A 13,413-nucleotide genomic window follows, 5' to 3' on the forward strand; every position below is an offset into this window, starting at 1 on the left:
TCCCCGGGGCATGCGCAGCGCGATCGTGTCGAGCCCCGCGGTGACCAGCGGATGAATGCCGTTGCCGGAACGTTGCGGCAGCACCAGCGTCAGCGGCCCCGGCCAGAATGCCTGCGCCAGCCGTTTCGACAGCGGGTCGAACAGCGCGATGCGCTCGGCCATCGCCAGGTCGGCGACATGGGCGATCAGCGGGTTGAAGCGCGGCCGGCCCTTGGCCTCGAAGATGCGCGCCACGCCGACGCCATTGGTCGCGTCCGCGGCCAGCCCGTAGACGGTCTCCGTCGGAATGGCGACGACGTCGCCGCTTTCGAGCAGCGCCAGCGCCATTTCCATCGCATCGCCGACGGCGCGTATTTCAACCACGGTCGTTACCTCACAGATGCCGGCTGCGTAGTACGGCGGCGGCCGTGGGGCAAGTCCGGGCGTCAGCGAATCCTCGATCGCTAAAATGCCATGCTTCTCCGCAAGCCCGCATCAATCGCCGCACAAGTATGATGCCGGCTTCTTGGGCAAGGGGAATTGTCATGGTCTCGGTGCGCATTCTTGGAGCCATTGGTCTCATCCTGGCGGCGGGCGAAGCGCAGGCTTCGTCCATCATCGTTCTCGGCGCACCGGCTTCGACGCCATCCGTCGTCAGGCTCGGCGCACCCAAGACGGTGACGATGGCCGAGAGCAAGGCCGGTAATTCGACGTCGTCGGTCGTGGCGCTCGGCGTCGCTGAGCCCGACGTCACCTATGAAAAGGTGGCGGCGATCCCGAACCAGCCCGAGCTAAAACGCGGTTTCATGCCAGGTCCGATGATCATTCGCGGCGGCATTGTCGGCGGCGACTTTTCTATTCCAACGCCGGCCGCCGCCGCAGCGACGCCTCAAGCAGGGTCCGGCAACAAGACACAAGCGGCGAACAGCCCGCCCGCGCCGCAACCGACACCCATCCCCGAGACCGACCAGGCCAGATAGAGTTCGAAGCCAGAGTGCGCGCGTGACATTTTCTGCTCAAACGCCCGCAATCGCCAGGAGCCAGGCCAGGATATCGAACAGCAGAAACAGCAGCGCAATCTGCAGCGCCACCCGCAGCCGCTGGATAATTCGCCAGTTGCTGGCCATGTCCGCCTTGATGCGAAGGGCAAGCGCGCGGCGCATGGCCGACATCGTTGCCGGCCTGTCGCCATCGACATATTGATGGAGCAGTTCTTCGGCGTCGAAGCGGAATGTGTATTGGTGGTAGGGCCAAAGCATGAAGACGATCAGCCCGCCAATGCCGAACAGCAGAGCCACCGCGATCCAGTCCCAAACTCCGAGCCCGTTGGCAAGGGCCGCGCCGCCGAGCAACGAGTTGGCGAATGCGGTGGCAAAGATAAGGCTGCCGGCGCGGGTGCTCATGTTCTCCACGAGGTTCTGCTGCTGCGTAAGACCTCTCACCGCTTCCTGATAGATGAACGCAAGACGAGGATCGTCGTCGGCAAGATTGCTTGCGGCAGTTCCGTTGCTTTCGCCTCCACTCGGACGTTCGGCCATAAGGGGTTTTCTCCAGCGCGGGAGGGGATGCCTCAGCTTAGCTCAAATCCTTCGCCGTAAAAACACGAGAGTGTTTTGCAGCCAGGTGGAATCACCTGGCCACCGCACGAATGCGACCAAAACAAATGAATAGAGCGGGATGCATGCATCCCGCTCTTGTGGAATTCCATCACCCGAAAAGTCTCAGGCCGCGACTTCTTCGTCCGCCTCGTCGGTAGATGCCTCGTCGGATTCGTCTTCGTCGTCGTCTTCTTCGTCAGCGTCCTCAGCTTCGGCCTTCACACTGTCGTCGTCTTCCTTGTCGTCGTCATCATCGTCTTCGTCGTCTTCGTCCTCATCATCGTCCGAGAGGGTAGCGGCTTCTTCGTCTTCGTCGCCGTCCTCTTCCGTACCTTCGCTGTCTTCGCCGTCGCCTTCCTGCTCGTCGTCAGACAGGTCGGTTGCCTCGACCACCGCGGCGGCGGCCTGGTCGAGCATGGTTTCGGAAGCGGAATCAAGCGCCTCGGCGGGGGCCGGGGTTTCTTCTGTCACTTCGATTTCGTGAGCGGAATTCATGGAAGCCTCCGTGGGTTGGGGAACATGTCCTTTTTGCCACGGAGAGATCATCGTCATATGACTGTAAGCCGGCTCGAACGACCGGCTGGAAAGAAAATCTTTGTTCGCCTTAGCCGGCGATCCTGGAGAAATCGGCGACCTGATCGGTGGCTGCCCGGATGCGGGCGAGCAATGCCAGACGATTGGCGCGGACGGCCTGATCCTCGTCATTTACCAGCACTTGCTCGAAGAATGAATCAACCGGCTCGCGCAACACGCTAAGCGCCAGCATGGCAGCGGAAAAGTCTTCGTTTCGAATCGCTTCGCCGGCTTGCCTCTCAGCTTGATTCACCGCGGCAAACAGCGATTTCTCGGCGGCTTCCCGAAACAGCGCCGGCTCGACATGGTCGGCAATCGCCGTTTTCTTCTTCTCCTCGGCGGCCAGGATGTTGGCCGCACGCTTGGTGCCGGCAAGCAGGTTCCTGCCATCCTCAGTGTCGAGGAAGGAGCCGAGCGCTTCGACACGGCGGACGATTTGCAGGAGGTCGTCGGATTGGGGCGTGATGACAGCGTCGATCAGATCGTGGCGGGCGCCCTGATCGCGGAGATAGACCTTCAGGCGATCGTGGAAAAAGGCGAGGAGGTCGTTGTGGGATGGGTGGATACCCAACAGATCCTGAGACGATCTTTCGAGTAGTACATATTCGTTTCCGCCATCATCTTTGAATTTGCTAGTCGCTATGGCATCTAACAGAAATCTGGCAGCGCTTTGCAACTCGCCACGCAAATCCTCGTCGATTTCCAACGCTTCATCGTAGGCGAACTGGTCAAGCATAAATTCGTTGACCGTGTGAAGCTGGACGTTAAAGCGCGCGAGGTTTGACTTGTAGCGCTCGTTTTCCTGAACCTCATAAACAGGTATGTTTTTAAGCGAGAGCGTTACTGCGTTCTCCACCAAAATCCTGATCACCCCCAACGCCGCTCTTCTCAGCGCATAGGGGTCCTTCGAACCGGTCGGCTTCTCGTCGATCGCCCAGAATCCAACCAGCGTATCCAGCTTGTCGGCAAGCGCCACGGCCACCGACACCGGATCGGTCGGCACGCGATCAGACGGGCCTTGCGGCTTATAGTGCTCCTCAATCGCGGCGGCGACCGAGGGATGCTCGCCCTGCAGCAAAGCGTATTTGCGGCCCATGGCGCCTTGCAGCTCAGGGAATTCGCCGACCACTTCGGTGGTGAGATCGGCCTTGGCCAGAACGGCCGCGCGGCGCGCCAGCGCTGGAATCTCCCCCCTTGAGGGGGAGATGTCGCCGAAGGCGACAGAGGGGGTCGGTGCGACTGGACGCGACTCCCTGTCGCCGACAGAGGATGCCGGCGCTTCACGCGAAGCGACCCCCTCTGGCCTGCCGGCCATCTCCCCCTCAAGGGGGGAGATCGACTGCGCCACGATCGGCGCCAGTTCTTCCGCCAGCCGCTTGATCCGCTCCACCCGTTCGCCCTGCGTGCCGAGCTTGGCGTGGAACGTCACGTTGAGATGATCGAGGCGGGCCATGCGCTGGTCGAGCGGTTTTTTCAGATCGAGCCCGAATTTGTCGGCCGACGCCTGTAACTGTTCGAGATCAGGCAGGTCGCCCTGGTCCGTCTTCCAGAAATAGAGCGCGTCCGAGAGACGCGCGCGCACCACCTTGCCATTACCGTGTGCGATCTCCTTGCCGCCATCCTTCGCCTCGATGTTGGCGGTCAGGATGAAACGGTTGGAAAGATCCTCGCCCTCGCCCTGCGGGCGCGTCACGAAACATTTCTGGTTGGCGCGGATGGTCAGCCGGATCACTTCGGCAGGTATCGCCAAAAAATCCTGCTCGAACTCGCCCATCAGCACGACCGGCCATTCGACCAGCCCGGATACTTCTTCCAGCAATCCCTCGTCCTCGACGAGGTCGAGCCCGTTGGCGAAGGCGAGGTTGCGGGCGTCGGCAAGGATGACCTCCTTGCGCCGGTCGGCGTCGAGCACGACCTTGGCCGCTTCCAGCTTGCTCACATAATCATCGAAGCGGCGCACGGTGATTTCGCCGGGCGCAAGAAAACGGTGCCCGTAGGTGACATTGCCCGAACGGATGCCATCGATCTCGAAATCGACCACCACCGGCTCCTCGGTCTCCGGGCCGAAGGTGCACAGGATCGATTGCAGCGGCCGTACCCAGCGCAATGAGCCCGGCTTCGCCGAAGCCGGCCCCCAGCGCATCGATTTCGGCCAGGGGAAGCCGCGGATGATGCCTGGCACCAGTTCGGCGATGATGTCTTCCGCCCCCCTGCCCGGCCTGGAGATATGGGCGACATAGAAATCGCCCTTCTTCGGGTCGGCATGGATATGCGCCTCGGCAACCGAGGCAAGGCCGGCCTTGCGCAGGAAACCCTGGACGGCCTGTTCGGGGGCCCTGGTCGAGGGGCCCTTGATCTCCTCGTTGATGTCCTTCGAGCGCGCGGTCAGGCCTCTGATATCGAGCGAAAGACGCCGCGGCGTCCAGTATTCGCGCGCCGCCTCATAGGTCAGGCCCGCCTCGACCAGACCGTCGGTCAGCATCTTCCGCAGGTCGCCGGCAGCCTTGCGCTGCATGCGGGCGGGGATTTCCTCGGAGCGAAGTTCCAGAAGCAGGTCGGGCATAGGGGCAGCTCGTGCGGGAGAACGGTCGGCGGGGCATAGCAACTCGGCTGGCCGCTGTCACCCTTCCGCGCAAGATCCGAAAAAATTCGACGGATTGTCGGGCTGAAGCGAGCCCGCCCGTCCTTGGATCAAAGATTTCCATGAACCGAACGCAGCGCTGAAGCGACCCACGCTCAGGCAGAGAGCTATTGGCTGAACGACAATGAGAACGGCATCGACATTCCTGCAGATCCTGGCGCTCAGCGCCTGCCTTGCCGCGCAGGTGCATGGCACGTTCGCAATGCCGGGTGTCAGGCAGGCGCTGCGGACCATCGATGGTACGAACAGCCAGAGCATGCCGCCGGTCTCGCTCGAAATTGTAGAAAGCGCCCTGAGCTAGGCCGCCAACCCGCCGGCCTGCGTCAGCAAAAACGCCTCGCCGCAGGCCTTGGCCAGATTGCGCACCCGCAAGATGTAGCTTTGCCGCTCGGTGACCGAAATCACGCCGCGCGCATCGAGCAGGTTGAAGACGTGGCTGGCCTTGATGCACTGGTCGTAAGCCGGAAACACCATGCGATGCATCGCCAGATTGTCGCTTGGCGCCGGAGCGCCGGCGTCGAGCAGCGCCTTGCACTCAGCTTCGGCATCGTCAAAGTGCCTAAGCAGCATGGCCGTGTCGGCGAATTCGAAATTGTGGCGTGAATATTCCTGCTCGGCCTGCAGGAAGACGTCGCCATAGGTCACCTTGTCGGCGCCCTCGCGGCCGTTGAAATTGAGGTCGTAGACATTGTCGACGCCCTGCACATACATGGCCAGCCGCTCCAGCCCATAGGTGAGCTCGCCCGCCACCGGCGCGCATTCGATGCCGCAGACCTGCTGGAAATAGGTGAATTGCGACACTTCCATGCCGTCGCACCAACACTCCCAACCCAGCCCCCAGGCGCCCAGCGTCGGGCTTTCCCAATCGTCCTCGACGAAGCGGATGTCGTGCAGCAACGGGTCGACGCCGATCGCCTCGAGCGAGCCGAGATAAAGTTCCTGCAGATTGGGCGGGTTCGGCTTCAGGATCACCTGATACTGGTAATAGTGCTGCAGCCGGTTCGGGTTCTCGCCGTAGCGCCCGTCCTTGGGCCGGCGCGAAGGCTGCACATAGGCCGCGTTCCAGCGCTTGGGCCCGAGCGCGCGCAGCGTTGTCGCCGGATGAAAGGTGCCAGCGCCGACTTCCATGTCGTAGGGCTGGAGGACGACGCAACCATAGTCCGCCCAGTAATTGTGCAAGGTCAGGATCAGCCCCTGGAACGAGCGGCTGGGATGCATATGGGCGGGAATGGCAACAGTCACGGCGGCCTCGACGGGGAAGGCGGGGATGCGGCCCTCCCTAGAGCGCCGACCGCCAAGCGTCAAGGCAGAGGGGTCACCCCTTCGGCGGCTTTGCCTTGGGGGTTTCCTGCGCCGTGTTGGATTCGATCGGCGGCAGGCCCTTCAAAAGCTTCTGCTGCACGGCGGCAAGCACGTCCGGGTCCGGCTTCAGGTCGCGGGCCTGGTTCCACTGGAAGGTGGCTTCCAGCTTGCGGCCGACGCGCCAGTAGGCGTCGCCGAGGTGGTCGTTCAGCACCGGATCTTCCGGCTTCAGCGACACGGCCCGCTCCATCTCGCGCACAGCGTCGTCGAACCGGCCGAGGCGGTAATAGGCCCAGCCCAGCGAATCGACGATGTAGCCGTCGCTCGGCCGGAGATCGACAGCCTTCTGGATCATCTGAAGGCCTTCCTTGAGGTTCATGTTCATGTCGACCCAGGAATAGCCAAGATAGTTCAGAACCTGCGGCTGGTCGGGGAACAATTCCAGCGCCTTGCGGAAATTCGGCTCGGCCTTCGGCCATTCCTTCAGCCGCTCATAGGCGATGCCGCGCTGGTAGAAGATGTTCCAGTTGGCGTTGGTCGGCGTCTTCAGCACCTCCACCGCTTTGTCGTAGAGATTGGCCGCGGAGCGGAAGTCCTCCTTGGAGGCGTAGACGCCGCCGAGTGCCAGATAGGCGCGCATGTCGTCGGGATGCGCGTCGACGAGTGCCTTCAGATGGGTGACCGCCTCGTCCTGGCGGTCGAGGTCGGCAAGGTTGAGGCCGAGTTGCAGGTCCGAAAGCTCCTTGAGCGGCGAACTAGCCGGAATGCGGCGATACAGGGCGATGGCGCCTTCGCCGTCCTTCAATTGCTCGGCGACGGCGGCAAGCTGGACAAGGGCCGCATCGCTGTCGGGCTTCAGCGCCAGGGCGTATTGCAGATAGAGGCGCACGAACGGCTCGCCGCCGCCGCGATTGAGCGCGGTGGCGAGATCGAGCAGGATTTCCGAGGCGCCGTCCGACGGGCCGGCAACAAAGGGTTCGACCTTCTCGCCCTTGGTGATCTTGTCGCGAAGGGCCGATATCTCAACCTTGCCGGGCGCGAACGTCTCGGCCTGGTCGAGAACGGAAAGCGCCTTGGCCTTGTCGCCCTTGCGGGCGAGGAAAGAGGCGTAGGCCTGGGCGTTGCGCAGCCAGGTCTCTGGCGCAGCACCACCGGCCGTGGTGTCGGCCAAGGTCGCGGCATAGAGTTCGTCGGCCTTTTCGGGCAAGCCCGAGGCATCGGCGATCAGCGCGCGATGGTAGGATTTGAACAGGCCGAACCAGTCAGGCCCCTGCAGCTTGTCGACGAAGGCCAAGGCATCGCTGCTGTCACCAGCGCCCTGCTTGGCCCAGCCGGTCATGATGCCGGAGATCAGCCGGTCGAGATCGGATTCGAGCGAAAGCTTGAGCCAGTACTCTGCCTTTGAAAAATCCTCCTTGCGGAAGGAACCGACGGCGAGCGCCAGGCGCGAGAACCGCTCGACATCGGGAACGGTCTTGAGCTTGTCGGCATAGACCAGGGATTCGTCGAAGCGCCCCTGCGCGATCAGCGACAGCATCAGGCTTTGCTGCAACGAGGTGTCGCCGGGATCGAAGGCGAGCGCCTGCTTGTAGTAGGTGATGGCGCTGTCGAGATCGTTGTCGCCTTCGGCGATCCGCGCGGCGAGATAAGCGCCCGAGAAAGATGTGATCTTGACCGGTTCGGTGGTCTGTTTGGCATAGGCCGGCAGATCGGACACCGCCATAGCCGTCACAATTGCCAGCCCTGCCAGCCAGCGCGCGCATCCTTGCCGCATCATATCCCTTTCAGCCTGGGGCTCCGCGTCGGCGGGCCACCATAGACTCGGTCTTTTCCGGGCAAAGCATGGCCTTTTTTGGGTCAAGCTTCAATCCGGTCCGAATTCACAATCGGGTCATGCGATTAAGAAAGCATGCCGACAAGCGAATGCACCTCTTCAAATATCGCCCTGCGACGTTCCAATGTGACGTTGCTCACTTCAATGCCTCCGATGTTCCCGTAAGCGATGCGTAAGCAGCAAGGGTTGAGAGCTGCCACGACGGAAACGACGCGTGGTGCGTGCAGACGGATGCGCTTGCTTCGCCCGAGGAGGTGCCGATGCTGGAAATGCCGCGTAACGAGCAAGCCTTCGCCATTGTCGATCTGATCTATGAAGCGGCCTTCGCCGCCGAGAGGTGGCCGGATGCGCTGGAAGCGGCCAGCGCGCTGTCGCGCTCGGCGGGCGGCGCGATTTTCGTGGTCAGCGAACATGCGCCGGTTCGCGCCATCGGCGAGGCGCATCTCCAGCCGTTGCTCGACGCGTTGGTGGCGAAGGACAATTGGGCGCTTTCCCAGAGCGTGCAGCGCATGTTGAGTGCCCGGCCGGCAAGCTTCGCGCGGATCGACGAGTTCATGACCGGCGAACAGATCGAGCGCGATCCCATCTGCACATCCGCCAAAGCTTTCGGCGTCGGGTCGCTCGTCTGCACATCGATTTCGATGCCCGGTGGAGAACTTTTCTTGTTTGTGTTCCTGCGCTGGCTGAAGGACGGCGATTACGATCAGGCCACGATCGATCTGTTGAACGGGCTGCGTCCGCATCTGGCACGCGCTGGCCTCCTAGCCCAGCGCCTGGGTCTGGAGCGAGCCGGCACGGCGGTGTCCGTCCTCGGTGACATGGGATTGCCGGCCGCCGTCACGGGCGGATCGGGCCGTGTGCTGCTGGCCAACAGCCTCCTGGACGGGATGGCGGACGTTTTTCGATCCTTGGCTCATGGCGGCATGGCGCTTGTCGACGAACCGGCAAACGCGCTTTTCCAGCAGGCCGTCGTACAGAACAGGGATAACCGCGTCGTGCGCTCCATCCCGGTTCCGGCCGTGCGGGAGCAGCCCGCGCTGATCGTTCACCTGTTGCCGTTGCGCCGCGCCGCGCACGATATTTTTTCGGGCGCCGAAATTCTGGTCGCTGCGACGACGGTAAACGTTGACGCCACCATTGCGTCGCCGAGCATCCTTGCAGCCCTGTTCGAACTGACGCCGGCGGAAGCCCGGCTCGCCACCGCGCTTGCCTCGGGCCGTTCCACGCAGGAAGCGGCCATGGAAATCGGCATCGCCGTCAAATCGGCCCGCAGCTACCTCGAACGAATCTTCCGGAAGACCGGGACCAACCGCCAAAGCCAGCTCGTGGCGCTGCTGAAGAGCGCGCGGTCTTTTGTGTGATCCAATAAGCTGTTCCGTCGAACCACGGATCCGCAGATGCCGCTCGGCTTACTCAGCTCACCCGGCTGATGCAGAAATCGATGACATCGATCAGCGCCGATTTCTGCGGCGTCGCCTCGAGCGGCGCCAGCGCGTCGCGGGCGATCTCACCGAAATGGCGGGCGCGCCCGATCGTGTCGGCGATCGCCCCGTGGCGGGTCATCAGGCCGATCGCCTTTTCCAGCCCGGCGTCATCAGTGACATTGTCCTCGATGGCGCGCTTCCAGAAGGTACGTTCGGCCTTGGTGCCGCGCCGGTAGGCGAGGATGACCGGCAGCGTCACCTTGCCCTCGCGAAAGTCGTCGCCGACATTCTTGCCCAGATCCTTGCTGGTGCCGCCATAATCCAGCGCATCGTCGATCAACTGGAAGGCCAGGCCGAGATTCATGCCATAGGAGCGCAGTGCCGCGCGATCGTTGCGCGTCGCCTGGGCGATGACGGGTCCGACCTCGGCGGCGGCCGAGAACAGCGCCGCGGTCTTGGCCTTGATGACGGCGAAATGCTCGTCCTCGGTGGTTTCGAGGTTTTTTGCGGCGGCGAGTTGCATCACCTCGCCCTCGGCGATGATCGAGGCGGCACTCGACAGGATGTCGAGCGCTTCCAGCGAACCGACATCGACCATCATGCGGAAAGCCTGGCCAAGCAGGAAATCGCCAACCAGCACGCTTGCCTGGTTGCCCCAGATCATGCGGGCGGTCTTCTTGCCGCGCCGCATGCCACTCTCGTCGACGACATCGTCGTGGAGAAGTGTCGCCGTGTGCATGAATTCGACCGATGTGGCGAGCTTGACATGGCCCTCGCCCGAATAGCCGAACATCTGGGCCGAGGCGAGCGTCAGCATCGGCCGCAGCCGCTTGCCGCCGGACGAGATCAGGTGGTTGGCGACCTCCGGGATCATCTCGACATCGGAACCGGCCTTCGACAGGATCAATTTGTTGACCCTTGCCATGTCGGCGGCCGTCAGATCGATGAGATCCTTGATGGACGCAACTTCCCGCTTCCCGTTTTCAATGTTGAGAACGACACCCACGACAAAACTCCCAACCTCATATGCACGACGGCACGCTGGTCCCTTGAGAGGACTCTAGGGCGCTACCCACGGGGGCGGCAAGAGGCGAATTGGCGCGGGGGCTCTGGCGCCTAGGTCCATCCACATTTACATCAACGCTGCAAACTGCGAACCTCATCCGATGATAGAGCTCATCCGCACCAACGATGCCGTGATCATCTCCTTCGTCGAATCGCTGATGCGCGACGCCGGCATCGGCTGTTTCGTGGCCGACCAGAATATGAGCGTGCTCGACGGGTCGATCGGCATCCTGCCCCGGCGCATCATGGTCGACGCCGATCAGGCCGACGCGGCGCGGCGCATCCTTACCGATGCCGGCATCGCCAACGAGATCCGCCTGACATAATGTCCGTGTCGCGCGCTACCCTTGCCCGCGACACGCCGGCCCATACGGTCGATGCCTTCCATCGCGGGCGCTTCTGGCTGGTGCAGCCGAAACAGGCCGGCCATCGCGCCGGCATGGATGCCATGATGCTGGCCGCTTCGGTGCCGTCCACCTTCACGGGCCGACTCGCCGATTTCGGCGCGGGCGCGGGTGCCGCGGGCCTCGCGGTGCTGTCACGCTGCCCGGCGGCCGAGGTGGTGCTCGTCGAACGCTCGCCTGAAATGGCGGGTTTTGCCGCGACCACGCTCGCCCACCCCGGCAACGCCCATCTCGGTGACCGCGCCTCGGTACTCGCCGCCGATGTCACCCTGTCGGGCCAGGCGCGGACGGCCGCCGGCCTTGCCGACAATTCCTTCGATTTCGTCATCATGAACCCGCCGTTTAACGCCGCCGAGGATCGCGCTACGCCCGACCCGCTGAGAAAGGCGGCGCATGTGATGGAGGAGGGGCTGTTCGACCACTGGATCCGAAGTGCCGCGGCGGTGGTCAAGCCGCGCGGCGGTCTCGCCATCATTGCCAGGCCGGAGCAGCTCGGCGCCATTCTGGACGCAATGTCGGGCCGTTTCGGCGACGCCCAGATGCTGGCCGTCCATCCACGCCCCGATGCGGCAGCGATCCGCATCATCGTCAGGGCAACGCTCAGTGCGCGCGGAAAACTATCCATACGCCCGCCGCTGATGCTGCATGCGCAATCGGGCGACGGCCCAACGGAGCGGACCGAGATGATCAACAACGGACTGGCATCGCTGTTTGGCGATTGATTTTTGATTTGATGCATGTCGTTAACCCAAAACCGCAGCACACTTTTTGGGAGGGATGCATCTTGCTGGCCGGCGTCGCGGCATTGCCGTTGGCTGGCGAACCGACTACATGCCTTCAGGCCAATTGACCGGAGATCCCGTGAAACGCCTCTTCAACCGCCTGCTGCCGAAATCCTGGCGCTCCAACGTCGTCGTCATTCCGGTCATCCGACTGCACGGCACCATCATGGCAGGCGGCGGCCAGTTCCGGCCGAGCCTGTCGCTGGCTTCGACCGCCGGCCTCATCGAGAAGGCGTTCTCCTTCGACGCGCCCGCGGTCGCCATCTCGATCAATTCGCCGGGCGGCTCGCCGGTGCAGTCGCGGCTGATCTTCAGGCGCATTCGCGACCTGGCCAGCGAGAAGAACAAAAAGGTCCTGGTCTTCGTCGAGGACGTGGCGGCATCGGGCGGCTACATGATCGCGGTTGCCGGCGACGAGATCTTTGCCGACCCCTCCTCGATCGTCGGCTCGATCGGCGTGGTGTCGGCCTCGTTCGGCTTTCCCGAGCTGATGAAGAAGATCGGCGTCGAGCGCCGCGTCCACACCGCCGGCCAGAACAAGGCCGTGCTCGACCCGTTCAAGCCGGAGAAAAAGGAAGATGTCGAGCGGCTGAAGGCGTTGCAGCTCGAGGTCCATGAGACCTTCATCGATCTCGTCAAGGAGCGGCGCGGCACAAGGCTCAAGGACGATCCCGACCTGTTCACCGGCCTGTTCTGGACCGGCAAGAAGGGACTGGAGCTCGGCCTTGTCGACGCGCTTGGCGACATGCGCAGCGTGCTGAAGACCCGTTTCGGTACAAAGACCCAGCTCAAGCTGATCACGGCGCCGCGCGGCCTGTTCGGGCGGTTCGGCCTGTTCGGTTCGCGCCAGGGCTTTTCGGCGCCCGACATCGCCGCCGCTGCCGCCAGTGGCGTGATCGATGCGGCGGAAGAGCGCGCGCTGTGGGCTCGCTTCGGGCTTTGAAAAACCGGCGGAACCGTCTAGCATAGTGCCCTGACCGACCCCATTGGCCGCGTTCGCCAGCCCTGCGAGGGAGGAGTTTGACATGCCACAGATCATTTTCTTCGCTGCCGTCGGGGTGCTCGCCTATGTCGGTTATCGCTCGTTCGTCAGGGAAGCCCAGCGCGTGACGGCCAAGATACGGCGCACCGAAAAGCAGGCGGCAAACGGCACGATGGGAACGCTGGTCAAGGACCCGAAGACCGGCGAATACCGCGTGGCCAAGGACTGAACGCCATCTCCCTCGCCGCCGAGACCGTGAATTCCGACGCGCGGATGTGGCATGCGCATGCCAAGATCAACCTTGCGCTGCACGTCACCGGCAAGCGGCTGGATGGTTATCACCTGATCGAGAGCCTCGCCGTCTTCACGCGCTTCGGCGACCGGGTCGAAATCGAGCTTGCCGACAGCGACGGGTTTTCCGTTTCCGGCAAATACGCGTCCGCCGTTCCGCTCGACGATTGCAATCTGGCGGTGAAAGCGCGCGACGCGCTGCGGCGGGAGGCCGGTCTCCAGCACACGCCGCCGGTTTTCATCCGGCTGGAGAAGAACCTGCCGGTCGCGTCCGGCGTCGGCGGCGGCTCTAGCGATGCGGCGGCCGTGTTGCGCGGACTGGTGCGGGCTTGGGGGCTCGACACTGGCGATACCGAACTGGCGCGGATCGGCCTTTCGCTTGGCGCCGACGTTCCGATGTGCCTGGCGGCAAAGCCGCTGATCGCGCACGGTGTCGGCGACGAAGTGTCGGTCGTGCCAGGTTTTCCGGCCCTGGGACTGGTGCTGGTCAATCCGGGCACTGCTGTCTCCACTGCCGATATATTCAATGCCATTGAGA

Annotated in this window: 15 protein-coding genes; 8 read left to right on the forward strand and 7 right to left on the reverse strand. The window is 63.2% G+C overall.

Features of this window, described 5'->3' with window-relative positions; translation table 11 throughout:
• Positions 1 to 363, reverse strand: a 363-nt coding sequence (locus tag CN311_RS20460) for an L-threonylcarbamoyladenylate synthase (RefSeq protein WP_245440893.1), incomplete at its 3' end; no start/stop codon positions are given.
• A 161-nt stretch (positions 364 to 524) separates the two neighbouring features.
• Between CN311_RS20460 and CN311_RS20465 the strand changes: the two genes are divergently transcribed.
• Complete coding sequence (locus CN311_RS20465) at positions 525 to 959, forward strand: hypothetical protein (RefSeq protein WP_097575534.1); 435 nt, start codon at positions 525 to 527, stop codon at positions 957 to 959.
• A gap of 36 nt (positions 960 to 995) precedes the next feature.
• Here the strand turns inward: CN311_RS20465 and CN311_RS20470 are convergent, their stop codons facing one another.
• The 3 genes from CN311_RS20470 to glyS all read right to left on the reverse strand — a co-directional run bounded on the left by CN311_RS20470 (position 996) and on the right by glyS (position 4,713).
• Positions 996 to 1,517: a hypothetical protein gene (locus CN311_RS20470; protein WP_165779779.1), complete on the reverse strand. Its 522-nt coding sequence runs from the start codon at positions 1,515 to 1,517 to the stop codon at positions 996 to 998.
• Between the two features lie 183 nt (positions 1,518 to 1,700).
• Entirely contained in the window at positions 1,701 to 2,072 is a 372-nt protein-coding gene (locus CN311_RS20475) for an ATPase (modular protein) (protein WP_097575535.1), read from the reverse strand.
• A gap of 109 nt (positions 2,073 to 2,181) precedes the next feature.
• Positions 2,182 to 4,713, reverse strand: a complete 2,532-nt coding sequence (glyS, locus tag CN311_RS20480; protein ID WP_097575536.1) for a glycine--tRNA ligase subunit beta — start codon at positions 4,711 to 4,713, stop codon at positions 2,182 to 2,184.
• 202 nt (positions 4,714 to 4,915) lie between these two features.
• On the opposite strand from glyS, the gene CN311_RS32660 reads away from it, so the two are divergent.
• Positions 4,916 to 5,092 (forward strand): hypothetical protein, encoded by a 177-nt coding sequence (locus CN311_RS32660; RefSeq protein ID WP_165779780.1) that lies wholly within the window; start codon positions 4,916 to 4,918, stop codon positions 5,090 to 5,092.
• On the opposite strand, the gene CN311_RS20485 is transcribed toward CN311_RS32660, so the two are convergent.
• Together CN311_RS20485 and CN311_RS20490 are read right to left on the reverse strand one after the other, a co-directional pair.
• Entirely contained in the window at positions 5,089 to 6,009 is a 921-nt protein-coding gene (locus CN311_RS20485) for a glycine--tRNA ligase subunit alpha (protein ID WP_208866546.1), read from the reverse strand. The genes CN311_RS32660 and CN311_RS20485 overlap by 4 nt on opposite strands.
• A gap of 97 nt (positions 6,010 to 6,106) precedes the next feature.
• Positions 6,107 to 7,867, reverse strand: a complete 1,761-nt coding sequence (locus tag CN311_RS20490; RefSeq protein WP_097575538.1) for a tetratricopeptide repeat protein — start codon at positions 7,865 to 7,867, stop codon at positions 6,107 to 6,109.
• A gap of 320 nt (positions 7,868 to 8,187) precedes the next feature.
• Between CN311_RS20490 and CN311_RS20495 the strand changes: the two genes are divergently transcribed.
• Complete coding sequence (locus tag CN311_RS20495; protein WP_097575544.1) at positions 8,188 to 9,288, forward strand: helix-turn-helix transcriptional regulator; 1,101 nt, start codon at positions 8,188 to 8,190, stop codon at positions 9,286 to 9,288.
• A gap of 52 nt (positions 9,289 to 9,340) precedes the next feature.
• On the opposite strand, the gene CN311_RS20500 is transcribed toward CN311_RS20495, so the two are convergent.
• The gene (locus CN311_RS20500; RefSeq protein WP_097575539.1) at positions 9,341 to 10,357 is read right to left on the reverse strand and encodes a polyprenyl synthetase family protein; all 1,017 of its coding nucleotides are present in this window, start codon (positions 10,355 to 10,357) and stop codon (positions 9,341 to 9,343) included.
• Between the two features lie 160 nt (positions 10,358 to 10,517).
• Between CN311_RS20500 and CN311_RS20505 the strand changes: the two genes are divergently transcribed.
• The 5 genes from CN311_RS20505 to CN311_RS20525 form a co-directional block, all read left to right on the forward strand.
• Positions 10,518 to 10,742 (forward strand): putative signal transducing protein, encoded by a 225-nt coding sequence (locus CN311_RS20505; RefSeq protein ID WP_097575540.1) that lies wholly within the window; start codon positions 10,518 to 10,520, stop codon positions 10,740 to 10,742.
• Positions 10,742 to 11,542 carry a tRNA1(Val) (adenine(37)-N6)-methyltransferase gene (locus CN311_RS20510; RefSeq protein ID WP_097575541.1) on the forward strand — a complete coding sequence of 267 codons (801 nt, stop codon included), beginning with the start codon at positions 10,742 to 10,744 and terminating at the stop codon, positions 11,540 to 11,542. The genes CN311_RS20505 and CN311_RS20510 overlap by 1 nt, the downstream gene beginning before the upstream one ends.
• A 139-nt stretch (positions 11,543 to 11,681) precedes the next feature.
• Entirely contained in the window at positions 11,682 to 12,545 is an 864-nt protein-coding gene (locus CN311_RS20515; protein WP_097575545.1) for a S49 family peptidase, read from the forward strand.
• Positions 12,546 to 12,627: 82 nt separating this feature from the next.
• Complete coding sequence (locus CN311_RS20520; protein ID WP_097575542.1) at positions 12,628 to 12,813, forward strand: NfeD family protein; 186 nt, start codon at positions 12,628 to 12,630, stop codon at positions 12,811 to 12,813.
• A 44-nt stretch (positions 12,814 to 12,857) separates the two neighbouring features.
• On the forward strand, positions 12,858 to 13,413 hold a 556-nt coding region (locus tag CN311_RS20525), incomplete at its 3' end, for a 4-(cytidine 5'-diphospho)-2-C-methyl-D-erythritol kinase (protein WP_425351086.1).

Source organism: Mesorhizobium sanjuanii (assembly GCF_002529485.1).
In the GTDB taxonomy this organism is placed as follows: domain Bacteria; phylum Pseudomonadota; class Alphaproteobacteria; order Rhizobiales; family Rhizobiaceae; genus Mesorhizobium; species Mesorhizobium sanjuanii.

Excerpts from the sequence above, each read along its gene's own strand:
- CN311_RS20465 (WP_097575534.1), top strand. The coding sequence starts at position 525 with ATGGTCTCGGTGCGCATTCTTGGAGCCATTGGTCTCATCCTGGCGGCG.
- CN311_RS20470 (WP_165779779.1), bottom strand. The coding sequence starts at position 1,517 with ATGGCCGAACGTCCGAGTGGAGGCGAAAGCAACGGAACTGCCGCAAGC.
- CN311_RS20475 (WP_097575535.1), bottom strand. The coding sequence starts at position 2,072 with ATGAATTCCGCTCACGAAATCGAAGTGACAGAAGAAACCCCGGCCCCC.
- glyS (WP_097575536.1), bottom strand. The coding sequence starts at position 4,713 with ATGCCCGACCTGCTTCTGGAACTTCGCTCCGAGGAAATCCCCGCCCGC.
- CN311_RS32660 (WP_165779780.1), top strand. The coding sequence starts at position 4,916 with ATGAGAACGGCATCGACATTCCTGCAGATCCTGGCGCTCAGCGCCTGC.
- CN311_RS20485 (WP_208866546.1), bottom strand. The coding sequence starts at position 6,009 with ATGCATCCCAGCCGCTCGTTCCAGGGGCTGATCCTGACCTTGCACAAT.
- CN311_RS20490 (WP_097575538.1), bottom strand. The coding sequence starts at position 7,867 with ATGCGGCAAGGATGCGCGCGCTGGCTGGCAGGGCTGGCAATTGTGACG.
- CN311_RS20495 (WP_097575544.1), top strand. The coding sequence starts at position 8,188 with ATGCTGGAAATGCCGCGTAACGAGCAAGCCTTCGCCATTGTCGATCTG.
- CN311_RS20505 (WP_097575540.1), top strand. The coding sequence starts at position 10,518 with ATGATAGAGCTCATCCGCACCAACGATGCCGTGATCATCTCCTTCGTC.
- CN311_RS20510 (WP_097575541.1), top strand. The coding sequence starts at position 10,742 with ATGTCCGTGTCGCGCGCTACCCTTGCCCGCGACACGCCGGCCCATACG.
- CN311_RS20520 (WP_097575542.1), top strand. The coding sequence starts at position 12,628 with ATGCCACAGATCATTTTCTTCGCTGCCGTCGGGGTGCTCGCCTATGTC.